This window comes from Okeania sp. SIO2C2, assembly GCF_010692625.1.
GTDB classification, from domain to species: Bacteria; Cyanobacteriota; Cyanobacteriia; order Cyanobacteriales; family Microcoleaceae; genus Okeania; species Okeania hirsuta.
The window spans coordinates 162,924-187,636 of sequence record NZ_JAAHGM010000015.1 but is presented as its reverse complement, the minus strand read 5'-3'; the positions used below and the strand labels follow the sequence as shown (position 1 = coordinate 187,636).

The 24,713-nt window shown below is 36.2% G+C and carries 18 protein-coding genes; 4 read left to right on the top strand and 14 right to left on the bottom strand.

Annotated elements, in window-relative coordinates; translation table 11 throughout:
- Positions 1–536 precede the first annotated feature (536 nt).
- Positions 537–1,892: a Rieske 2Fe-2S domain-containing protein gene (locus tag F6K18_RS15440; RefSeq protein ID WP_287522002.1), complete on the top strand. Its 1,356-nt coding sequence runs from the start codon at positions 537–539 to the stop codon at positions 1,890–1,892.
- A gap of 888 nt (positions 1,893–2,780) precedes the next feature.
- Here F6K18_RS15440 and F6K18_RS15435 read toward each other — a convergent pair.
- Positions 2,781–3,413 (bottom strand): hypothetical protein, encoded by a 633-nt coding sequence (locus tag F6K18_RS15435; RefSeq protein ID WP_287522001.1) that lies wholly within the window; start codon positions 3,411–3,413, stop codon positions 2,781–2,783.
- Between the two features lie 402 nt (positions 3,414–3,815).
- Complete coding sequence (locus F6K18_RS15430; protein WP_287522000.1) at positions 3,816–5,135, bottom strand: sulfite exporter TauE/SafE family protein; 1,320 nt, start codon at positions 5,133–5,135, stop codon at positions 3,816–3,818.
- Between the two features lie 28 nt (positions 5,136–5,163).
- Between F6K18_RS15430 and F6K18_RS15425 the strand changes: the two genes are divergently transcribed.
- Positions 5,164–5,583, top strand: coding sequence for a hypothetical protein (locus F6K18_RS15425; RefSeq protein ID WP_287521998.1), 420 nt, complete (start codon positions 5,164–5,166; stop codon positions 5,581–5,583).
- A 74-nt stretch (positions 5,584–5,657) separates the two neighbouring features.
- Here the strand turns inward: F6K18_RS15425 and F6K18_RS15420 are convergent, their stop codons facing one another.
- The 5 genes from F6K18_RS15420 to F6K18_RS15400 form a co-directional block, all read right to left on the bottom strand.
- On the bottom strand, positions 5,658–6,818 hold the full coding sequence (locus F6K18_RS15420) for a DNA cytosine methyltransferase (protein WP_287521997.1): 1,161 nt from the start codon (positions 6,816–6,818) through the stop codon (positions 5,658–5,660).
- A gap of 273 nt (positions 6,819–7,091) precedes the next feature.
- A complete protein-coding gene (locus F6K18_RS15415; RefSeq protein WP_287521995.1) occupies positions 7,092–7,643 on the bottom strand; it encodes a Uma2 family endonuclease in 552 nt (183 codons plus the stop codon).
- 192 nt (positions 7,644–7,835) lie between these two features.
- A complete protein-coding gene (murD, locus tag F6K18_RS15410; protein WP_287521994.1) occupies positions 7,836–9,203 on the bottom strand; it encodes a UDP-N-acetylmuramoyl-L-alanine--D-glutamate ligase in 1,368 nt (455 codons plus the stop codon).
- Between the two features lie 941 nt (positions 9,204–10,144).
- A complete protein-coding gene (glyS, locus tag F6K18_RS15405) occupies positions 10,145–12,304 on the bottom strand; it encodes a glycine--tRNA ligase subunit beta (RefSeq protein ID WP_287521993.1) in 2,160 nt (719 codons plus the stop codon).
- A 274-nt stretch (positions 12,305–12,578) separates the two neighbouring features.
- Positions 12,579–12,719, bottom strand: a complete 141-nt coding sequence (locus F6K18_RS15400; RefSeq protein ID WP_287521992.1) for a hypothetical protein — start codon at positions 12,717–12,719, stop codon at positions 12,579–12,581.
- A gap of 2,014 nt (positions 12,720–14,733) precedes the next feature.
- On the opposite strand from F6K18_RS15400, the gene F6K18_RS15395 reads away from it, so the two are divergent.
- Positions 14,734–15,420 carry an ABC transporter ATP-binding protein gene (locus F6K18_RS15395; protein WP_240039063.1) on the top strand — a complete coding sequence of 229 codons (687 nt, stop codon included), beginning with the start codon at positions 14,734–14,736 and terminating at the stop codon, positions 15,418–15,420.
- A 244-nt stretch (positions 15,421–15,664) separates the two neighbouring features.
- Here F6K18_RS15395 and F6K18_RS15390 read toward each other — a convergent pair whose 3' ends face one another.
- Together F6K18_RS15390 and F6K18_RS15385 are read right to left on the bottom strand one after the other, a co-directional pair.
- Entirely contained in the window at positions 15,665–16,708 is a 1,044-nt protein-coding gene (locus F6K18_RS15390) for a hypothetical protein (protein ID WP_287521991.1), read from the bottom strand.
- A gap of 723 nt (positions 16,709–17,431) precedes the next feature.
- Positions 17,432–18,637, bottom strand: coding sequence for a 4-hydroxy-3-methylbut-2-enyl diphosphate reductase (locus F6K18_RS15385; protein ID WP_287521990.1), 1,206 nt, complete (start codon positions 18,635–18,637; stop codon positions 17,432–17,434).
- A gap of 784 nt (positions 18,638–19,421) precedes the next feature.
- Between F6K18_RS15385 and F6K18_RS15380 the strand changes: the two genes are divergently transcribed.
- Positions 19,422–19,727 (top strand): hypothetical protein, encoded by a 306-nt coding sequence (locus F6K18_RS15380; RefSeq protein WP_287521989.1) that lies wholly within the window; start codon positions 19,422–19,424, stop codon positions 19,725–19,727.
- A gap of 287 nt (positions 19,728–20,014) precedes the next feature.
- Here the strand turns inward: F6K18_RS15380 and F6K18_RS15375 are convergent, their stop codons facing one another.
- From F6K18_RS15375 to F6K18_RS15355, 5 genes are all read right to left on the bottom strand, one after another.
- Complete coding sequence (locus F6K18_RS15375) at positions 20,015–20,878, bottom strand: SGNH/GDSL hydrolase family protein (RefSeq protein WP_287521988.1); 864 nt, start codon at positions 20,876–20,878, stop codon at positions 20,015–20,017.
- 77 nt (positions 20,879–20,955) lie between these two features.
- Complete coding sequence (locus F6K18_RS15370; protein ID WP_287521987.1) at positions 20,956–22,413, bottom strand: ammonium transporter; 1,458 nt, start codon at positions 22,411–22,413, stop codon at positions 20,956–20,958.
- Between the two features lie 185 nt (positions 22,414–22,598).
- Positions 22,599–23,114 carry a 5-(carboxyamino)imidazole ribonucleotide mutase gene (gene purE / locus F6K18_RS15365; protein WP_124145914.1) on the bottom strand — a complete coding sequence of 172 codons (516 nt, stop codon included), beginning with the start codon at positions 23,112–23,114 and terminating at the stop codon, positions 22,599–22,601.
- Positions 23,115–23,344: 230 nt separating this feature from the next.
- A complete protein-coding gene (locus F6K18_RS15360; protein WP_287521985.1) occupies positions 23,345–23,473 on the bottom strand; it encodes a hypothetical protein in 129 nt (42 codons plus the stop codon).
- On the bottom strand, positions 23,466–24,164 hold the full coding sequence (locus tag F6K18_RS15355; RefSeq protein WP_287521984.1) for a chromophore lyase CpcT/CpeT: 699 nt from the start codon (positions 24,162–24,164) through the stop codon (positions 23,466–23,468). Before F6K18_RS15355 ends, F6K18_RS15360 begins: the two co-directional genes overlap by 8 nt.
- Positions 24,165–24,713: the final 549 nt, after the last annotated feature.

Genomic DNA, 24,713 nt, shown 5'->3' with positions numbered 1-24,713 from the left:
ACAGTTAATATTAACAAGTAGTTCAAACAATCCCAAGGGAATAGGGAATAGGGAATAGGGAACAGGGAACAGTTAATATTAACAAGTAGTTCAAACAATCCCAAGGGAATAGGGAATAGGGAATAGGGAACAGGGAACAGTTAATATTAACAAGTAGTTCAAACAATCCCAAATTATCAAATCATACCTAGAATCAGCAACGCCGAAATTATTTGTCAACAAAAGATCGAGTAGGGTGTGTGACAGTAAGCTTACCATTTATCGAATAATGGTCTGTTTGACTGTCATGCACCGCGTGCTGAATGATAAACTAATAAAGTAATTGATGAACAGAAAAATTTTCATTATGACCGAAAAAATTTTGTCTCAAGTTTCCCCTTAAAAGGGGATAAAAAGCGGTGGTTAGCGGAGCTTCCCGTAGGGTGGGATGGCGAGGAAACCTCACCATATCCAATCGACCAAGAGAAAAGAGAATATTCCTTATGTCAAACCTCCTTATTGCAAGAGATACTAATAACTGATAACTGATAACTGAAATGACAATAGCACCCAATATCTCAGAAATTTTACCATCCACGGATACCTCAGCAACTTCAGAAATAGACCAAGAATTTAATTGGAGAAACTGTTGGTATCCAGTCACATTCATTCAAGACTTACCCAAAAACCGCCCTTATAGTTTTTCTTTGTATGATGAACCTCTGGTTTTATTTAGAAATAATGATGGTCAATTAATTTGTCTGACAGACCTTTGTCCTCACCGTGCAGCTAAACTCTCAGACGGACAAATAATTGACGGTAAAATCGAATGTTTGTACCACGGTTGGCAGTTTGGCAATGGAGGAGAATGTTTACATATTCCGCAGTTACCAGCAGATGCTAAAATTCCGGCAAAAGCTTGTGTAAAATCATTTCTTGTGACAGAAAAACAAGGTATGGTTTGGATGTGGGCAGGAGAAACAAACATAGCAGATGAAAATAGTATTCCCACTTTACCAGATTTAGAAAAACCAGGATTTGTTGGTTCAGAGAAAGTCTCAGAATTACCTTTTGACCAAGGTTTTTTTATCGAGCAAGTGTTAGACCCAGCTCATATTCATATCAGTCATCATGGTAGTCAGGGAAATCGTAAAAATGCTCAACCCCTAGAAATGGAAATTCTGGAAAGTTCGATCGCGGGAATAAAATCTAGATTTCGAGGCACTCGTAACCCTAATGACTTTTGGAGATATCTCACATTTTTTGCTCCTAACTTAGTACTATTGAATTTTTCCATTGGAGAAAAGGGTTGGGAGTTTGGGTTGGCGTTGTATTCGATGCCAGTAGGTAAAAACCGATGTCGAGTTTTGACGCGTAGTTATCGCAACTTTTTTGTGTGGAAACTGAAAATAACTCCCCGGTGGATGATACATTTAGGTCAAAGTAAAATTTTAGAGGAAGATTTACCACAGGTTTTAGGACAGCAAGAATATATTGAAAGGACGCAAAAAAGCTTGAAGGAATTATATTTGCCTCTGAAGACTTCCGATACTATTTTGTTGGAATATCGAAAATGGCTCGATCGCTTCGGTTCCTCTCTACCTTATTATCAAGGTTATGCTACTTTTAAGACTGGGGAAAAGTGCGGTAAGATTGAGAAGGAAGATGTATCAATGGCTCGATATTATCATCATACTCAATTCTGTAGTTCCTGTAGTCGTGCCCATAAAACAGCTATTCGGGGAAAACAAATATTTATCGGAGTCGCGATCGCTCTGGCAGCTTTAGCAATAATGACAGAAGATTTTGCCATTAAATTATTGATGGTTGCTGTTTCTCTATCAAGCGTGGGTTTCGCGGTTGTCGCTGAGAAGATAAAAATTAGGTTTGAACGTTCTTATTCTCGTTACTAATATCCTAGTTATTAGGTGTTAGGTAGTAGGTGTAAATTCAAGAGGGAACATTGGAGTTGGCAGAATTTTGGGATATTTCTTCAACATTGAGAGCAGAACATTTTTATGATACTTAATCATCCGGACACGGTATTAAGATGATCCGCGACTCTTTTCTTTATCTCCTGATCTCCCCACATTCCCCTCCTGGGAGGGGTTATATAGAATCCGGTTATATAGTATATGTTGATAATTCTATTGTTGATAATTCTATAATTACTTGAATATTTAATCTCCCCCACTCCCCCACTCCCCTACTCCCAACTATACAATAACTATTCAACCAGATTCTATATTAGGGGTGGGTCTCTATCCTTTCGACACTTCCCACACTCTTTATCTAATTACACCGATGCTAGCAGATTTGATATAGCACTACATAAATATCAGGACTTACGCATGAGGTACGAAAAACTAGGGTTTGAGATTGCTTTCCGTTCCGGACTGCTCCGCAAACCCTGTCGGTCGCAATGACGAAAATACGTTGTAATGCGTAATATCAAATCCGGTTAAACAGCCATAGAATGGTTAAGTTAGGAGGAGTCAGGAGTCAGGAGTCATATCAAATCCGCCTAGTTGCACATAGATCCAATAACATAATAATCAGGGTTTTAAGCTATTGATTGTGAGGGTATTTAACCGGATTTGATATCAGGAGTCAGGAGGAGAAAGAATTACAAAGATAAACCTAGTTATGGCGATTGAAGATTTTTTTTATGTCCAATTAAACGGATTTGATATAAGTCCTAAATATGTTAGAACATTGATAAATCCTCAAACGAGCGTCAGGGATTACTTCGTGCCTTCTAACTTCTGACTTCTGAGTTCTGAGTTGCGCGTAGCGCTATATTATCCACCAGTAACAGTCACTGAATAATTAAATTTAAAAGGCTTAAAACTTTTTCCATCTTTGGCACTCCCAATAATTTCTAAATCATAAACACCAGCTTTGGGAAAAGTAATTTCTGCTCCTGGTATCTCTTGATATTGCTCAGTATCAATACCTTTTAATTCTGGATTCATTATCGGTTTACTTTCAGCATTACGAGGTTGAGAATAAACATTTAACTGACAATCACATTCACTAAAAGGAAGACTTTTTCCGCCCTTACGAGTAAGAGCAAACCAGGCTAAAGAAGATTTTCCTACCTTTGGATTATGATTGGGAGTAATGTGAAAAGTACAAGCCACATCTTCAGAAACTTCGACATTATGAGCTTGAAAATTGAAAAATAAATTAACTGATTTTGTCAGTTTTTGAGACTCTAAAATAGAATCTTTATTTTTTGCTGAAGCAAACTGGAAGTCATTTATTTTTTGACTGTATTTAGATAAATATATATGCTCTAAATCATATTTTTTTTGATTACTAAAAATTAATTTTGGCGAAAGATAGTCGCTAAATATTGTAGTTTCTCTACCAAAAGAAGAAATCAAAATTAGTAAAGAAACATTCAGACTAATTTTTAACAAAAAAAACATTTTTTTACCTTCTCCGAAATTTATTATCAAATAGTATTTTTGGCTATATTTAGCTTGTTTGAAGTTCTCAGATTACCTCAGAATTATCTTTTCATATAGAATCCGGTTATACAGTATATGTTTATAATTCTATCCACACTTCAATCTCCCCTACTCCCCTACTCCCCCAAATATATAATAAGTATTCAACCGAATTTGATATCAGTGGTGGGTTTACAGCACTTTCGACTCTATCAGGTACACTCATCGCGGGCAAGATGCCCGCACTACAATGTTTTCAGCATTTACCATGTGAATCATTTACCCGAAATATGCTGTAATACCTCACCGTCAATGAGGGTACTTAAAATTGTTTGGGGTTTGTAGACACGGAGTGGCGCGTCGAAAACTATCCATAAGCAATTAGACCTTCTGCCTTCTGCCTTCTGCCTTCTGCCTTCTGCCTTCTTCAAGCACTTGCTTTTGAATTTTAACTTGTTCCAGTGGTGGTACATAATATTTGCCTATAGAAAATAAAGACCAAAACTGATGTGAACGTATAATCAAAACAACTAATATTGTCACACCCAAAAAAACAGCACGCAACTGATTTCCGAAACTCCATTCCAACGCACCCAAATAATGGGAACCCACCGCCACCACATGAACTCCACATAACAAAAATGCCGGAACACTCAACAAATGCAACCTTCGCCACCACTTACCCAAATATTTCACCGCCCCATCAAAACTCGTCAGCGCTAACGGTAACATTAACCCCAAACCAAAAATACCTGCCCATATTCCTACCTGATGCAGAGGCAACATAAACGATACTGCCTGCATATTCCAATTTAAACTGTGGTCTAACATTTTTCCTGTATGCGCCACTGATAAAACAAATGCTCCCATTCCTATTGCTCGTCGATAACGTAGAGCTTGACTCCAAAACCGACTTAGGGGTCGCGCTACCAAGGCTAACATTAAACATAATATTGCAGCATAACCACTGTAGTCAACCATCTCACCATTTCGCATGACTACCATGATGCCAGTAAAAATACTCACCCATCCTGCCATTTGAAATAGTTGACTACGTTTGTCTGCACTCAAAAAAGATGTCAACATTCCTACCCCTAACATTGAGGGTAATGTTCCCAACCCAAACGCCAACATAGTCGCTCCACCTAACCAGATATTGCTAGTTTCTGCCGCTTTAATTTGAGCAGCATAGAGAAAACCGCATGGCATCAAACCCCAGACTAAACCGAGAAAAGCGGGAGTCCACCATTTGTTTTCCATGGAGAGGTTAACCATGACTGTACTGAGGCGGTTATGTAGGTTGTTTTCTTTCAAGGGATGGAATATTGGTAGTTTGGGTAATAGTTGTGGTTGCACTTTTGCCAGACCAAACCAAATTAGCATTAAACCTGTGAGTATTGCTAACCACCGTCGCAAGTCACTGTCGATGCCAGCTAAATGACCGCTTGCTACTAATACGGAACCCAATGCACCAATACCAGCACCAGTTAAGGTGTAGCTACAGAGACGACCGAGGTTAAGCAGGGTATGAAATTGAAATTGATGCCATTTGTTAGGAGGAGTTGGCGATCGAACATCTGTTCCACTCCGCGACCGCGCAGAAAGAGAGAAAGTTGCAGTCAAGGGTCCGCACATTCCGACGCAGTGACCGAAACTGCCAAGAAATCCTAAAGTTGTTAATAATAATAGGTCTAATAGCACGTTTTTTTCAGGGATAGTACCTAAATAAATGAAGTCAGAAGTCAGAAGTCAGAAGTCAGATGTGATTGAACAAAGACAACGACCGCGACATGAAATTATTATTGACCATCGCTTTCCAATGGAAAGATGGGGAAATGTTGAAGAAACTCACAACTTAAATATGAGTGAAACTGAGATTAAACAAAAATTTCAATTGCTTAAAAAAGATAGTGGAGGTAATCATAATCTTTTAAAATCAAGAAGCTGTGAATTTTGTATTAAAACTGGTAAAAGGGGTACACCATTAGGCATTAAATTCTGGTATCAAGGCAATGAAAATTGGCCTCGTAATATACCTCAAGTTGGAAAAGATGCTGAGACTGGATGTGTGGGATGTGGTTGGTATAATTTTGAGATTTGGCGAAATACTCTTAATCAAAAGCTAACTGAGTTTAAACAGGATAATTAACTATTAAACTTCTCCAAAAATCAAAAATAAAATCAATTATCATCCATAAATTATCAATTACTACTCCCTACTCCCTACTCCCTACTCCCTACTCCCTTATCATCGGCAATTTTATTTAAAAAAGGAATCAACGCATAACCTATACATTCTGCTAAACGAGGAGGTACAGCATTACCAATTTGCCACATCGCTTTTTTCATAGAACCCTCAAAAATAAATAAGTCGGGAAAACTCTGTAATCTTGCCATTTCTCTTGCTGAAATTACCCGATTAAGGTAAGGATGAATATGAGTACCACCATGATTTTCTTTAATAGTCATACTAGGTTTACCCAGATATTGTCGCTTAAAAGCATCAGCATAAGTTTTATATAAAGAACAACCAGGAGGCACTTTAGCAAGTCTTTTCATGTATTCTTGTGAATGTCGAGTCCATTGATGATTAATTTCTGGAATCGGAGTTAATTCTGGAAGGTCAGAAATTGCTGATTCAATTGGTTTATATTGATGGGGTAATAGTTGAGGTTTTGGATAAGGATTTATCATGGCAAATTTATTGGCAATAAAAATAGTTCTAGGGCGAATTTGTGGAATTCCATAAGCAGCAGATTCTAGAATTGCTACAGATACATTAGAATAACCAATATCGATAAATGCTTGACAAATTTCTTTTTTAACAGCACCTTTTTTCATGGTAATAATTCCAGGCACATTTTCCATAACAATATACCAAGGACGAATTTCATTAACTACTCTCACAAATTCTCGAAATAAATTATTTCTTGGGTCATCAGGATTACGTTTTCCGGCAACTGAAAAACCCTGACATGGAGGACCTCCTACTACTAAATGTATTTCTGGTGAACCAATTTGATTGAGCCATTCTGTAGAATTAAATTCTTTGATATCCCCACAAAAATGATGAGATGTAGGAAAGTTTTTCCTATGGGTTGCTGATGCTATTGAATTTTCTTCAACACTTGCTATTGGTTGAAATCCTGCTTGAACTAAACCTTGTGTAATTCCTCCAGCACCGCAGAACAAATCGATAAATTTATAATCAGATTTCAATATGGGTTTATCTTCAATTTTAGTGAAATTTTTATATGGGTCGCCATCATTATTGTTTAATTCATATTGATTTTTTTCATAACGTCCTGTCTTTGCTTTTTTATGATAAATTTTATCGTTTTGATTCTCTAAATTAGGAAATAAAGATAGTTGTTTTCCTTCCATGAAATTTTCCCTGTATCTGTATGTTTTTTAGTATAGTAAAGAATCAGAAAATCTAAAACTTTTTGCTGTTGTGCTGAAGCTAATTTTTTCAGTCTTTCTCAATTATACCGCAATTAATTTCTATTATTAGACATCTCTAATAATCAAAAATAAAATCAATTATCCCACTCTTATTCATCAATTATTTATCACTGCTCCCTGCTCCCTATTCCCTACTCCCTATGGGTGGAGGAGATGTCTATATGATAGAATTTTTCCCTCCTAGTTAAATTTCTATTCAAACTCTGGTGCCCACACTTCAGCTACAGGTAATTTCCATCCAGGTAATATTTCTGCTACTTCTAAAACATCTCCATCTCTGAGGACAATTTTTTCTCTCATAAACCGATAAACTTCCATTGTCCGATTGCGGGGATTTACTAATACACCGACAATAGTTCCCAACTCTAGAAAATCTTGTATTTTTTGGCGCAATTTTGGTAATTTATCGCTTTTAGATTTAACTTCAAAAATTAGGTCGGGAACTAATTCTGCATAATCTTCTGTAGGGCGAGGTAATTTTTCTGCACTAATAAAAGAAGCATCTGGTGCCCGGATATCTCCATCTGCATTTGGTAAGCGAAAACCTCCACTAGAAGCAATAACTCTACCTAACTTTCGAGGTCTTACCCAGTTTCGTAACTGAGCAACTATTTCTGCTGCTACTTCATCTGATTCTAAACTAGAAGGACTCATAACAATAATTTCTCCACTTACTAATTCCATCCGATAATCTGGATAGTCTACTTGTAACTTTTTTAAATCTTTAACTGTTAAACCTGACATAGTTATCTCTCCTTTTTTTGTGCTTAATTAAATGTTAAAATATCCCTCACTCACCGAATAATTAAAGTGGAAGTCTCTGAGTTAAAGAAAAAATAAATCTAACAAATTCTTTTAGTCAATCCTTTTCTTTTAAGAATAGGTAATTATTAATTTTTTCAACCCTAAACCTAAGACCCACAATTTTTATTTTTCTTATCTCTTTCTTCTTCCTTCACTAATAAGTTTTAAACACAACTCCCGAAAATGATCGCCTCGTTGTTCAAAATTTTGATATTGGTCGAAACTTGCACAAGCAGGAGACAATAATACAACTTTTGCATCATATTTTTTTGCCAATGCTGCACCTCTAATTACTGCTCGCTCCATTTCTCCTACTATTTCATAATTATGAAAGTTAATTTTTTGTAGTCTCTTGGCAAAAGTTTCAGCGGCATCACCTATTAATAAAACAGCAGCAACTTTTTCCTTAATTCGTCGCAACCAATCATTATCATTACCTTCTTTAGCTTCCCCACCAGCAATTAATAACACAGGTTCAGGTACAGCACTTAAACCAACTGCTGCTGCATCATAATTTGTCGCTTTACTATCATTGAGAAAATCTACTCCATTCCAAGTGCAAATATATTCTAAGCGATGAGGTACACCTGGAAATGTTTTCACTGCTTCAGCGATCGCCTCTTTTTCTATTCCTGCTAATTTCGCTACTGCCACTGCCATCAATAAATTCTGCTGATTATGATTTCCCAACATTCGTAGGGACTCCACAGAAACTATTTTTTCCCCTAACGCTACTACCCATCCATCCTCAATGTAAATTCCTTTGGCAGTATCTCCCATTAAGTTAGCTTTACCTTTGATACTTGTCCAGTGGGCATTATCTCCAAGATTAGTTGCATTTTGACGTATATACGAGTCGTCACTATTTAAAACTTGTGTTTTAGAGCGATTTAATAAAGCTGCTTTGATATTAAAATAATTTTCTATTGTATAGTGGCGACTCAGATGATCGGGGGTTAAAGTAGTCCAAACACCAATTTGAGGTGTAAGGGTACTAGATGATTCTATTTGATAGCTGCTAATTTCTGCAATTACCCAATCTGGTGGAGTTTCTAATAAAGCTAATTCACAGGCAGCATAGCCAATGTTACCACAGGCAGGAGCATTCAATCCTGCGGTCTTAAAAATTGCAGCAACTAAAGAAGTAGTAGTAGTTTTGCCATTAGTACCAGTTATCCCTACCCAAGGGGAAGATTTGAGATATCGCCATGCTAGTTCCATTTCTCCAATAGTTTCAATTCCACTTTCTCTGGCACGTTGGAGTGGGGGTATATCCCAAGGTACACCGGGACTAACAACGACTAAATCTAAAGATGTTTCCGGTTCAAACGAATAACCTAACTTAACAGTAATACCTTCATGAATTAATTGTTTTTGCTGTTGTTCAAGAGAGTCGGATGTGTTGCGATCGCTCAGTTCCACTTCCCAACCATTTTTCTTGAGCAGTCGCGCAGCAGCAACACCTGATTTTCCTAGACCAATAATATGAGTTTTTGGCATAATAAATATTTTTTGGTAGATATTTTGGTAAATTTACAAATTACCAAATGATAGTTATTTTGATTTTACAGCAGAGTGGGCTAAAAAGCTTTTGTTTGAATGACTTTTCTCATCGTTAGATATCTCCAGAAAAGAGGGAGTAGGGGGTAGGGAGTAGGGGGAAATAATTGATAATTTCTATGTGATAATTTATTTTATTTTTTATGATTAGAGATGTTTATTAAAAACTGACAATTTTAACTTTCAGAATTTCAACAAAAGCACTATTTATAGGGGCAACTATAGAGGCATTTCCTGGCAAAAAAAATCAAAATAATTGTCCCAAATTATTGCTTAATTAGCCTATAGCAGTAGGGTACGTTAATGAAATGTAACGCAACTAATTAGTTAATATTACTAATTTTTGCAATTAGACACTAGCTATGTCGGTCCAGTAGAGTGCATTAATGAAATGTAACGCACCTAATTAGTATTTCCGGCGTTGCTGAAGCACGTGTATGGTATTAATTTTAATTCTTTAGGAGTCAGGAGTCAGTCCTCAGGAGTCAGGAAGGAAGAAAGAATAAGAAACCCCGAGTAAAAGGAGAAAGTTTTTTGCTCGCCCTCTTATCCGGACAAGATATCATACCTCAAATCAGCAACGCCGTATTTCCTTAACTAAATTTAGTATTTTCTTAACTAATAGTACTAAACCTACGCATCTAACATGGTGCCATGCGACGCATTATTAAATACCTTTGATAGCATATATTTTAGCCATAATAGCGCACCCTAAAATTATGAACTTTGAAGAAAGAGTCAGGAGAATGGGGTCGATGGGAATTCTCACTCCACCAACCGCATTTGCACCGCGGGTGACGGTGGGGTATAAAACTTATAAGGGATAAAGATAAACCTAGGAATAATTCACCTACGTCACAAAAAATTCTATCCGTATTTTCCTAACTTTTAACTATTTCTCCAAAGTCTGCCAATACTCGTGCATTATTGCGGAGTAACCCTAATAAATTTAATCGATTCTGTTTAATTTTCGGGTCTGGGTCCATTACTAAAACACTTTCCGGCCCATCAAAGAAATTACTTACAGTTGGGGCAATTTTTGCCAAACCATCTACTAATTGTTGATAATTTCTGGTTTTTTGAGATATTTTTGTTTGGGGAACTAAGTCAACTAAAGCATTATAAAATGCTAATTCTGATTCACTTTTAAACAAGTTTAAATCTACATTTTTTTCAGGTGCAAGTTGTATTTTATCTAACTCACCTTGAGTCGCCAAACGAGTTGAACGGTTAACAGTTTCATAGATTTGGTCAAGCAGACTATTTTGCCGAATACTTTGTAAGAAAACTGCCCGATTTCGTACATCTAATAAATCTTTTAATGCTCGTTCGGTATATTCAGAATCATTATTGCCTAACACCGCATTTACCAGATCGTAATCAATATTTTTTTCCTCTTGTAAAATCGTTTTAATCCGCTGCAAAAAGAAGTCATATAATTGTGGCAATAATTCTGATTCTGCTTCGGGATAAAATTTCGTAAAATCTACAGCAATTTGTGCTAATAACTGATGTAAATTTATCGATAACTCGGCTGACCAAGTAATATTAACCACAGCATTTGCTGCCCGACGTAAAGCGAAAGGGTCCGAGGAACCTGTGGGTAACATTCCCAATCCAAAAATACTTACCAAAGTATCAAGTTTATCTGCCAAACTCACAACTTGACCGCTAATACTTTCCGGTAAAATATCTCCAGCACCCCTAGGCAAATAATGTTCAAAAATTGCAGTTGCTACAGCTTCATTTTCCCCACAAGCACGAGCATATTTTTCTCCCATTATTCCCTGAAGTTCGGGAAATTCATAAACCATTTGAGTTACTAAGTCAGCTTTGCAAAGTAGAGCTGCTCTTTCTATATTTTTGCTTTCTTCTTGACTGACTTTTAACTGTTCAGCTATTAACTTAGCTATATTAATAATACGTTCTACTTTTTTCCGCACCGAACCTAGTTTAGCTTGGAAAGTTACAGCTTCCAATTCAGGTAAATAGCTTTCTAATGGTTTAGCTAAATCTGCCTTATAAAAAAATTGCCCGTCAGCTAATCTAGCTCTAATTACTCGTTCATTTCCTTTAGCAATAATCTCTGACTTTTCCGGATCGCCATTAGAGATAGTAATAAAATATGGCAGTAATTCAACTTTAGCTTTAGCAGTTTTTGTGGATTTCAAAACAGGAAAGTAACGTTGATGTGTCACCATAACAGTTGTTGTTACTTCCGAAGGCAAAATCAAAAATTCTTCATCAATTTTACCAACTACTGCTGTCGGCCATTCGACTAAATTTGTAACTTCTGCTAATAATTCTGTCGGAACTTCTGCTGTTCCTTGAACTTTTTTAGCTACAGTTTGTATTTGTTGTTCAACTTGACTCTTTCTTTGTTGAAAATCTACTTCTATATAAGCTTTTTTCAAAACTTCTACATAATCTTTTGCCTGCTGAATTTCAATAGATTCAGGATGTAAAACTCGATGTCCGTAGGAGACACGACCAGAAGTAATTATCTCAGAGCCATTTTCTAAATTTATTGGCAATATTTCCTCATCTAATAATGCTACTAACCACCGAATAGGACGAGGAAATTTGATATCTCCATCTGCCCAACGCATAAATCTTTTACCTTCAAGTTTATTAATCCATTCAGGTACTAATTTGATGAGAATTTCTGCTGTTTGTTTACCCTGAATTTTTTTATTGACGAAGACAAAATCACCTTTTTCTGTCGGGCGTATTTCTAGGTCTTTTAATTCTATTTCTTGTTTTTTAGCAAAGCCTTCTGCTGCTTTTGTCGCTTTACCATCTTTAAAAGCTGCTTTTGCCGGAGGACCTTTAATTTCTTCTTCTCGGTCTGGTTGTTGAGTAGGTAAATTGTTGATGACGACAGCTAAACGTCTGGGTGTGGCATATATTTTAATCCCATCATTTGTTAAGAATGCCTCACTCAAGGCAGTAGGGATAAGTTTTTCCCACTGTGATATAGCTTCAGAGACAAAAGTTGCGGGTAATTCTTCTGTACCAATTTCTAATAAAAATGTCGGCATAGCAAAATATTGACAGATTTGGATAATATTATACCGTTTCACTAAAGTCAAAAGTCAAAAGTCAAAAGTCAAAATTTAAAAGTGATATTTTAAGTACTTAAAACTTCTACTATACAGTAATTTCAGTTTATTATTTGACTTCATCATTTACCAACTATTTGTGACATTTTTTAAGTGAAATGGTATTAGTTAATTAGGGCTTGCTGATTAAATCTAAAAGTATTTACAGATAAAGGTTTTCGCCTTTTTGGGGTCGAATTGCAGTGCCTGGTTTTCAGCTCTTCATGCTCAAAAAGGAGCGTATTTTAGGCGCATAGTTAGGCAGAAAAATCAAAGGACAATTCTTACTGCTACCTCCTCGTTTATTCCCTTTTCTCCTGTCTCCTGTCTCCTGTCTCCTGTCTCCTACCCTCACCCATAAGACTTTTTCAGCAAACCCTAATTACAACAGTTTACCGAAAAATTGAGTTTAAAGCTTTCCCCTTCTAATATCAAATCTCACGCATTTTTGCTACATCTTCTTCAGCGGGGGAGTAGGGGAGTGGGTAGGGACGTTGCATGCAACGTCCCTACAGGGAGAAGTAAACATAAGAATAATTAACAATAACTGGAGTGCTAATTATCAAAAAAGTTATTCAATCTGTATTAATTACTTAATAATTTAAGTGTCATTTAAGTTAAGTATTCTTTTTTCATGCTTGGTATAAAACCAAATATCACACATTTTTGCTGCGTCTTCTTGAAAGCAGGCAATAGTAGGGACGTTGCATAAGTGGTGGTGTATTGTCCCGCAACGTTTGTTAGGAGGTACGGCAGTGGGAGCATCTTACTCCCGTGCCTGGTATTCCTTTTTGCTGTATACCATTATGCTTCTAAGGACTATCAGACCTAAAACCGTTTCACTAAAGTCAGAAGTCAAAAGTCAGAACTCAGAAGTGATACTTTAGGTACTTCAAAGCTAGGCATTGCTGAGGAGCGGGATGAATATCAGTGGGGTGGGTATCCTGCCTGCGGTGAAAATATAAGGAACGGGGAACGGGCAAGATGTCCATTGCGCAAAACTATTAAAATCATCCCGCATTTCTGCAACGCCCAAAGCTATACTCTACAGTAATTTTAGCTTATTATTTGACTTCATCAGTTACCAACTATTTGTGACATTTTTTAAGTGAATTGGTATTAAGACCTAAGACCTACCACCTAACACCTAATTCTGTGCAGTCTTAAATAAAATTGGTATAAGTTATAAGTTTTCAATTAACTATTCTATGACTATTATTTGTATTTTTAAATATTCTATAACTATCTGGAATAAATATTTTTCATCTTTATAAAAAAGCATAATTTTTAATTAACATCTGCTATGTTTTATACCATAATTAATCTTCTGCTATAAGCTCGTAAATATATGACATTGAAGTTAGTTAAGCCAATAATAAGTAAATTCTTAATCCAGCACATACCTCTGGCAAAAATAAAAATTAAATCCTTTTTTCTTTCTAAATATTTATCTTTCCCGTCTTCCATCACCTATTCAGCAACTCTGGCAACAAGTTTAACTATTTTGTGTCTGAAGAGACAGACTTCTTAAGCAAGACAATTTATTTAGCGATCGCTTTTATTCCCTATTATGTATATATGTATATAGATACGAATCACTTCATTTTTACTTAGTTAATAGTTTCAATACAAAATCATAATCGTACTTGGGTACTAATAATTACATCCTGGAGACAAAAAAAATTTGTGAACCATAAACATAAGATCAGGGTTATAATTATGGTTAAAGATGTAGACTAAAATTATGCCAATAACTTGCACTTGAGCCATCAATATTCATAACTCTGATGTTTGAAGCCAAACACTGAACAATCCGAAATTGAGTCAGGCAAAAATGAAGAAAATACTCAAGCACTAAAATATATAACTTCTACCTCTACCTATTTACTATTTAAAGTATTTATTCTCATTCAATTCTCAGCAAATAGTATCTACCTATTCAATTTTATCTCTTACTTTAGGGCTGATTAGGCTAAAATAGAATTTGATGAAAATATATAAAGTTGTTCTTCAGGTGAGAGGCCATGATATTTGAATAACTCACAGACTTGTAACTTAAATTTTCCTATCATAAATGTTAGAAAGAGAACTCCCGTTATAATCGCGAGATTTAACTGTGAGAGTGTCAAAGAGATTCAATTATGATTATGTCCAAAGCCAAAAATTGGGTAACCAAAGACATTCGTATAATAATGCTTGCATAAGCAAACATTACCATGAGGTATATTCCTCTACCCCAGAAACACTCTAGCTTACTATAAAGTCACACTATGACCACTTTCAATATGTACATGGCTGCCGCAACCAAAACTAAAAGCACTGATGTCTGCACTTATAGAGAGATTGCTAAATTGAACACATCAGCAATTATGGCTTGTGGGTTGACAATGACCTACCAATCTGGAAAACAGTCATACCAGGTACTGAAGAATATTGACTTGACAGTAAACAAAGGTGATGTCCAGTTATTGATGGGACCATCTGGTTCTGGTAAAACTACTTTGCTGTCAATCTTAGCAGGATTATTAACACCCACATCTGGTAGAGTCTGTCTCCTGGGACAAGAAATCACTAAAATGTCCAGAAGCCAACTAGCCAAGTTTAGACTTAAGAATATTGGCTTTATCTTTCAGGGATTTAATTTGTTCCCTGCATTGACGGCAACAGAAAATATAGAAGTGGCTCTGAATATGAAGGGTATTAAAGGTAAGGCAGCAAAACATGAAGCTCAAATACTTTTAGAGCAAGTAGGACTAGCACCTCAGGCCAAGCTACATCCAAGAGATTTATCTGGTGGCCAAAAACAAAGAGTAGCTATTGCCCGCGCACTATGTGGAAGTCCTAGGGTAATCATGGCTGATGAACCCACAGCAGCATTAGATTCTCACAGTGGTCATACAGTTATTGAGTTACTGCGTCGTCTTGCTAAAGAAGGTGGTTGTACAGTATTAATGGTCACTCACGATCCTAGAATAGTAAGTTCTGCTGATAGAGTAGTTTATCTTGAAGATGGGGTTGTGCAGGAAAATAAACAACTATCCGATCATATTCTGTAATTTTAGTAATATATTCACATCTAGTGTCGCTACGCGGAAGTCAAAAATCAAAAATCAAAAATCAAAAATCAAAAATCAAAAATATTGATTGGTAAGGGTTCTAGGATTTTGTAACTGGTCAGTTATTTCTGCCATCCTGCACTAGAATTACTGTAACTTTCCAGATATTAATCTAACCCTGGGAACTCATTTTTTTTGTTTACTTTTCTTTTTCTTTGTTTTTGTTGGCTACTTCTGTATTGTTTTATTTAATTGTAAAATTTGTTCCTCGATAACAACCTTGAAAAGAAGTTAAATTAGTATTAGTAAATTGCTCAAGCTTAGTTACTAATGAGGCAGTACTAGGATGGTGGTGAAATTTATCCCACTGATAGGCAAATTCACCAATATAGCTACCTGTTCCTTGATAACTAAACTCTTCTATGGGTATCCCAGAAATACCGGAAATTTCTTGGTCATGGTACCCATTAATAATTACTTTCTCTAATTTAACTTCTTTACCCAAACTAACATTCCAATGTACAGGTTCATAAGAAGAGAGAGCTAAAATGACAGGCTGATTTTTTCTTTCTATTTTGACATTAATAGTGCCTGTGGGATGATAGCCACCATGATGATCTGAGCGTGCCTCATAAACACCTACCAAGTGTAACTCCTTCTCTCCATTAGAGGTATTAAAAAAAGATGAAAAATTATTACTACCTCCAACACCACAGGTAAAACCATCAACTACTGCTGTAGGCAATTCATTTTGATTAGCTTGCTGTTGAAATTTTGACCTAATTAATAACCAGCTACCAAAAGTAATACTAGCTATTAAAACACTGGCAGTTATAACAATTAAATATTTAATATTTTGGTCAAATAAGTTTATTCTCAGCCGCTTATTTTGAGAATAATTAAAATTTTGACTACTACCAGACGCTAGATCGACTTTTTCATCCAGACAAGCTAATAAATTTAAACTTTCTGGTTGTTCTAACATAGTAGAAACAATTTTTGCTGTTCCTACATATAGATTTCTATTTTTTCGATCTAAAATTAACCAATATTTATCAGTTTCATTTAACTGATAATCTTTTACTTCAGAATTTACCAGAGGATGCTGAATAAAAATCTGCCAAGCAACACTAATACCAGTACCGATATTTTTACCGTCATTGTACATAACTTGGTCAATTTCTGGTTCCCAGTGAAAAGCTACCCAGGGATGGTTAGATTTATATCCTAATGACTTTTCTAACTGTGGGTGAGCTGTAAAATTTAAGAGTTTGACGAGATTAGACATACATCAGTTTCCAACTTGATGAACTAAAGTTCTTATTTATTTTGGTTTAGGGAGTCAGAAGTAGGAGAATAATTTAGCCACTGTAGTCTATACCCACATTCGGAACTTCAAGAGCGTATCATTAAAAGTAGTATATGAATCTGTAGCTTGGTAGGTATTTATACTATGCAAATCATCTCAATACTTTTTTCGTTCATCGATCTTCCGAGTAAAAAATTTACGCATAAATACTTGCTCTGATGATGACTCAATCACGGCAGCTATAATTTTCTTCTAAAATTCTGTCTCCTGTTTTCCCCTCCTGGGAGGGGGAGGGGCGAGGGGTGGGTTGTCTCCTGAGGACTCCTAACTTAACCATTCTATGGCTGTTTAACCGGATTTAATATTAGGTATACTTATAGCAGCTACCTTCTCTTTTTTTCTAACAATTCAGTCCAGTAGACGGACAGGCGATCGCTATTTCTGAGTTCAACAATTAATAATTAATAATTAATAATTAATAATTAATAATTACCTCTTCTTTTCAAGGAGAGGATTGACTAATAATGAAAATTTTTCTTTATTATCCCCTTAAAAGGGGAGGCGCATACCCACAATTTTTCGGTAAGAGAGCGACAAAACTCTCCAAAGAATCAATTAAAACTACAGTATTGTTTTCTAGTAGGGGTGAAACTGTGATATTAAGTTTACCCCTCAATTTTATCAATCAAAACAAACCAATATTCAATTCACAGCAACCAACTTCATTGCCAAAATTTTATTAATAGTATCTTCAACAGCTTTATCTGGGGTTGAAGCACCAGAAGTCACACCCACAACTACCTCACCTTCAGGCAGCCAACCTGCGGATATTTTCACCTCATTTCCTAAAGGTTTATGTTCAATTCTATTCCCAGATAAAATCCTGTTAGCACCATCAATATGATAGGAAGGAATGCCATTTTCTATTGCCATTTCCTGTAAATGAGTAGTATTAGAAGAATTAAAACCTCCTATTACTACCATTAAATCTAACTTTTCATCGAATAAACCCGCCATTGCATCTTGCCGTTCTTGAGTCGCGTCGCAGATAGTATTAAAATTTTGATAATGCTCATTTAATTTATCTGGTCCGTACTTTTTCATCATTGTTCGTTCTAGCAACTTTCCTATTTGCTCAGTTTCACTTTTCAGCATAGTAGTCTGATTAGCAATACCAATTTGTTCTAAATCTAAATCCGGATCGAAACCTTCAGAATAAGCAAATTTAAACTTATCCATAAACTCATCACGGTTGCCACCATTGAGAATATAATTACAGATATATTCTGCCTGCGATCTATTCAGAACTATCAAATATTTATCAGCAAAAGAGCTAGTAGCTATAGTTTCTGCATGACTATATTTACCGTGAATAATAGAAGTAAATTTTTTCTTTTTGTGTTTTTCAACACTGTTCCAAACTTTAGAAACCCAAGGGCAAGTAGTATCAACAATTTGACAATTTTTCTCCTTTAATATTTGCATTTCCTGAATACTTGCACCAAAAGCAGGTAATATTACAACATCATTATCTCCAACTACAGAAAAATCTTTTTTACCATCAATTACAGGGATAAATTTAACTTTCATATCCCTCATATCTTGATTAACAGAAGGATTATGAATTAGTTCATAAGTAATCCAAATTTGTTGGTTAGGAAAATGTTGACGAGTTTCATAAGCTATTGCTACTGACCTTTCAACACCCCAACAAAAACCAAAAGCTTTTGCGAGTTTGATAGTAACATCCCCTTTTTGCAGGGTATAATCATTATCTCTAATTTGTTGAATTAAGTTACTTTGATAAACAGACTGCATAACTGTGGCAACTTCTTCCCCATGACCAAACCCTTTGCGGTTATAATTCTCAGATTTTTTTAGTGCTCTGGTAAAAGCTTTTGTATCCATGATTATTTTCAACCCTTGATAAATCTCTTTTATCTTATAGCAATTAGTACTTATAGCGTTACGGGTAGGGAGCAAGAACTAGGAAAGAGGAAGCAGGAATGATAGAGAAAAAAATGTTTTGATCTCTAATTAAGCAGACATGGTATAAATTACACATAAACTGGTAAGTCGATGGGCAGAAATAAATATAATATGTTCCTAGTTTAGGAGATTTTACAACTACCTAATACCTGAAATAAAATTGGTATGATTTTCTGAATATTCCACATTCCACATATGAGTATAATCAAGTATTACAAAAACTGGTGAACCGCTAATTATTTCTATCAAATTCAAAAAAAATAGTTACCGAAAAATTAAATTTCAAGCTTCCCCATTTTAGGGAGTAATTTGTATTTTGATATAAAAAGTGGAAAGTTATTCAAGCACTTTGAGAACTAAAATTATGGAGTTTTGCATAAAAAGGCTTATGTTATAGAAAAACTATTTACCTAAAAATTATGGCCTAAAATCCCAGATTTTAAGGGTATAAAAAGCGGTCGATCTTCGGAGCTTCCTGTAGGGTGGGATGGCTAGGAAACCTGCTCTTGCAGAGCCACTCCGCTAACGCCATATCCAATCGACCAAGAGAAAGAATATTTCAGATTTCAAGCCTCTTGTTTCAGCTAGATGTACTGATAACTGATAACTGATAACTGAAATTACTTATACCAACTCTCAAAAGTAATGCTTTACTTAAGTAAAACTTCAGTTATTAAATAATTAATACAGACAAAATCCATTTTTGCTAATTAGCAGCTCAGTTAATATTAATTATTTTTATGTTTACTCTGTAGGGAGGTTACATGCAACGTCCCTACTCCCCCACTCAATAAAATGTAGAAAAGTTTTTGAGAAATGGTATTACATAGAATCCGGTTATACAGTATATGTTTATAATTCTATCCACACTTCAATATTAAATCTCCCCCTAACCCCATATTCCCATCCTGGGAGGGGTTATATCATGTTCGGACGGGTCAGTTATATTGAAGAAGGAGACAGGAGACAGGAGACAGGAGACAGGAGGAAAATTACATGGGGATTCTAACCCCAAGTAATTTTGAACACCTTGTAGACGGTGGGGTATTAAACCCACAAAGAAAATGATAAAATTGAAGGACTCCGGGTATCGACAGTACCAAACAAATACTTAAATTATCAATACTATTCTCGAATATTTGTTCTTTTTCTCCAATATTTTCTCCTGACTCGGTCCTCCAGACTCCTGACTCCTCACAACAGTCATTTATAAGTATTCAACCGAACATGATATTAGGGGTTGGTCCCCATATCCCCACCCCCAAATATATGATAAGTATTCAACCGGATTTGATATTACTGGGGTTCTTCTAATCTCATTTTGCTATACATTTGGATCGCCGTACTCCAAATTTGATAACCATTATCATTTAGATGCAGACCATCGGTACTAAGATCCCCTCGGAGAAAACCTTGAGAGTCTGTAAATAGTGGGTGAAGATTTAAAAAAAATGCTCCTTCATCATCAGCTAACGCTTTTAGGCTACGATTTATTCTTCTGATGCGACTATTAGGTAGTTGTAAAAGATAATCGCGACCTTCCCAGATAGCCGCCTCTCCACTATGGGGTAAAATAGATTGGATAACTATTTGACTCCCAGGATGAATGTATCGTAATTCGTTAATAATTCTTCTTTGATTTGCTAAAATCGCCCAATCGCTTTCTCCATGAATTAAATCATTAATACCAATCATCACAAAAATTGTTTCTGGCCTCGTACTATCCAATAAATAAAGTCGCTTCAATAGGCCAGACGAAGTTTCTCCAGAAATTCCTTGATTTAACCAGGTTCTATCTCTAGGGAGAAGTTGCGATGGAAACCAAAGACTCAAAGAATCTCCCACCATAACAGTTAGACGATCAGGACGATTTTTAGCTGCAGCGATCGCCTCTCGCTGTAACTGTTCTACCCATTGTGCATAAGTCCATTTATGGTTTCTGCCAATAGCCAGAAGCTCTTTCCTCGCTTCCCCAAATAGTGGACTTGGTCTATTAGTTCTAATCCTATCAGTAGCATAGTTGATTGTAGCATTTGCTTGAGGCTCTTCTGACAATTTGTAGTCATTCATAACTAAAGTGGCCACTGTTAATAACAGTAGCCCGTTAGCAGCTAAAGAACACCAAGCCCAAGTTGGAACATTTTTAGATAAAGTAAACACCGTAGCTGAATTAAATTAGTCTCCGATACTGAAGTAACTGATTTATGGCTATGGCTATTTTACCTAGAATTTTCCCATTAGTGTTTTTGCACTATGCCAGTACCAAGGGCATCAGGTTCCTTCATAAACCCTGTATAAGCTTCCATACCATGTTCAGCAATATCCAAGCCTTCAAATTCTTGTTCTCCATGGACACGAATACCTGTAGTAGCTTTCAAAGCCAGCCAGAAGATAGTACTCATAATCACTGTAAACAATCCTACAGAGATAATACCTATGGCCTGAGTCAAAATATTAGCATCTTCAACAAAAATACCAACAGCTAAAGTACCCCAGATTCCACAGACTAAGTGAACTGATGTGGCACCTACTGGGTCATCAACTTTCAACTGGTCAAACAAAGGTACAGAAAACACTACAATGATGCCAGCAACAGCACCGATAATTACTGCCTCTAAATAAGATACGCCATTACAACCTGCTGTAATACCTACCAGTCCAGCTAAAACACCGTTAATAATCATTGAAAGGTCTGGCTTACCATCTTTCAACCAAGATGTAATAGTTGCGGTAGCTCCCCCTGCTGCTGCTGCTAAATTTGTGGTTACGGCGATATAAGCCACATTTTCGTTTGCTGCTAGTTCTGAACCAGGGTTAAAGCCAAACCAGCCGATCCACAGAATTAAACAGCCCAAGGTAGCAAAACCCATATTATGACCAGGAATAGCTCTCGGTTGGTCATCCTCATCATATTTGCCCATTCTTGGCCCTAAAATATATGCTCCGACCAGTGCTGCCCAACCACCCACTGAGTGGACTGCTGTTGAACCGGCAAAATCACCGAAGCCCATTTCAGCTAGCCAACCACCACCCCAGATCCAATGTCCGGTAATAGGGTATGAAATACCTGTGATTAACAAGCTAAAGAATAAAAAGGCACTAAATTCAATCCTTTCAGCTACAGCGCCAGAAACAATGGTGGCTGCCGTAGCGGCAAAAGCTGCTTGGAATAGAAAAAATACAGGCAATGGTAAACCAGAAGGAAATGGGTCTAGTCCGTAGCTAGTAGCTTCCCCAGTTAGGAAAAAACCACCCCCACCAATGAAGGGATGGTCCCCAGCAAACATTATGGAAAATCCTATAGACCAATAAACTAATGTAGCTAAGGCAAATACAATTAGGTTTTTTGCTAAAATATTAACTGCATTTTTATGACGACAAAAACCTGTTTCTAACATTCCGAAACCAGCATTCATAAAAATCACAAATATTGAAGCTACCAAAATCCATATTGAGTCTAATACTCCTTTGACATACTCTGGGGTTAATTCTTGGTCTTGAGCTGTGGCAGCTCCTGCCCATAACGCAATAATTATGAATACTAGGGGTATGCAGGCTAATGTCGCAGGGGAAAACCATCTTGTCCGACGTAACCTGTTTATGAGTGCTGTCGGTTCTAAGAAAATGCTATATTTTGCTGATAATAACTGTCTCTTTTTTGTTCTATTGTTCCTGAACTTTACTTTAGATCTCATTGTCTGAACTAATTAGTAGTTTACAATTGAAAATAGCGCACCAATTCTTGTATAGATTTTCTGTATCTCTTGCTACTTTTATTTGATTTAGTAGCAATAGTTGTTTGAGTCTTTTCACAAAAGTCTCTGCCTGTAACAATACCAATTATTTGTCAGATTTTTGTTCTAAAATGTTTGCAATTTAATTAAATTTGTGTTAAATATTCCTGGTACCCCATTTCCTCTAATTTAGTTTGTTTGTCCATTACTGATTCAGCTAGGGTCTGACGATATTTTTGGACTCGTTCTAATAATTCTGGTTGGTGGGATGCTAATATTTGAATTGCTAATAAACCAGCATTTTTAGCATTGCCGATCGCTACTGTGGCTACTGGTATTCCTCTTGGCATTTGTACTATAGAGTATAGGGAGTCTATACCTTGTAATGTTCTGGTTTGTACAGGGACACCAATTACCGGTAGTGGCGTTAAAGATGCGACCATCCCTGGTAAATGTGCTGCACCACCCGCTCCGGCAATTATGACTTTTAATCCTCTTTGATGGGCAGTTTGGGCATATTCAAACATTCTCTGGGGCGTGCGGTGGGCAGAGACAATGGCGACTTCTGAGGGGACTTCAAATTCTTCACAGATAGCGATCGCTTCTTTCATTGTGGGCAAGTCTGAGTCACTGCCCATAATAATTCCGATGATTGGGTTCATATTTATAGGAGTTTTCATTAAAAATACAGAGATTTTAGCTTAAAGGCAGAAGGCAGAGGGCAGAGGGCAAAAGTTTTGTAGTCTACCTTTGTGAAAAGAAAATTTTTATAATATCATCAGGACTTACGCAAAGGCACTATGTATAGAGTATGATAACTATTGTCCAATAGTTGTGAGCGCTATATATAGCATATCTGCGTAAGTCCTAATCATGTCCGGATAATTAGCGATCAAAAAACTTTCTCCTTTTCCTCCTCTTCTTTCTTTCCTCCTGACTCCTGACTCCTAACTCCTGACTCCTGACTCCTGACTCCTGACTCTTTCATCGTTATTCCCAGAAACCAGATTTTTTTAATCATGTTTAGAGGCTTTTCCTAACCCTAAACCACTTAATATAAATAATCCGAATAATATCGACGGTTCAGGAACTGCTTCAATACGATTAAAGGTTATAGGAGTGGCAAATAACAGATTACCATTACCATCAAAAATACGATCTAAAGAGTCAATACTATTAGGCTTAATAACAATATCTGAAATAACTTTACCCCCAGGAAAAGTGGTCGAACAACCTTCTGGTTCGTTAGTCCCTACATAAGTATTAGAAATAAAAGAAAGGTTTACTTCACAGTTAAAATTATCTAAATTAATCGCATTAATAACTTGTTCAGAACGAGGGCGATCACATAAACCAAATAAAGAAGTTTCGTTGAGGAAACGACTAATACTAATAGTAATTTGAGAGTCATTATTACTAAAAAAAGAATACAAGCGCACCCGAAAAGGAAATCCTCCTGTTGTTTGTTCTAAATAAACAGTTTCTGTATTTTCCATCAGGTCACTGCCAATAAGTTTAACCGGACAATTTGACATTGTAATCGGAGGAATCATAGGATGATCAGCAACCTGTTTAGTATTATCAAATAAGCCAGTGAACCACTGTGATACCTGTTCCACTTGAAATAAAGTTGCAGCATGACTTTTTTGAGCAAATGTAAAACTTAAAAGTAGAGCGCTTAAAGTACAAAATTTAAGTTGATTTATCTGCATTTTTCTACACTTAATTTTAATCAAAAATATCTTCTTAAATTGCCACCTAGTTTAACACCGATTCTAATATTTTTCTAACTCTAATTTTTCTTGAAATTTGAATTTAAGTAGGTGAGCATAAATAAACGTAATATTAAAGGGCGGGTTTTTAGAACTCGATTGTGCTGAAGTCAAAGCTTTCGTTTAAAACCGCCCCTACAATTTTTTAACGTTTAATTACCGAAAAATTGTGGTTTCAAGCCTCCCCTTTTAAGGGGATAATAAAGAAAAATTTTCCTTTGAGTCAATCCTCTACTTTTTAAAGGAGAGGTAATTGTTAATAATTAGGGTTTGCTGAAAAAGTCTTTTTGCTAAGGCAGGGAGTAGGGAGTAGTGAAGAGTTAGGAGAAATCAAGAGTTGTAGAGGACGTACTCCGAAAAATTATCCCAAGATTTTTCTGTATCTATACTTACCCCAATACTCACTTTTTGAGCTTTGTTAGGCAAATACCTGCTACTTTTTCACTACCTCAACAGGCCAAAACCTTTATATCTCAAGACTTTTATATT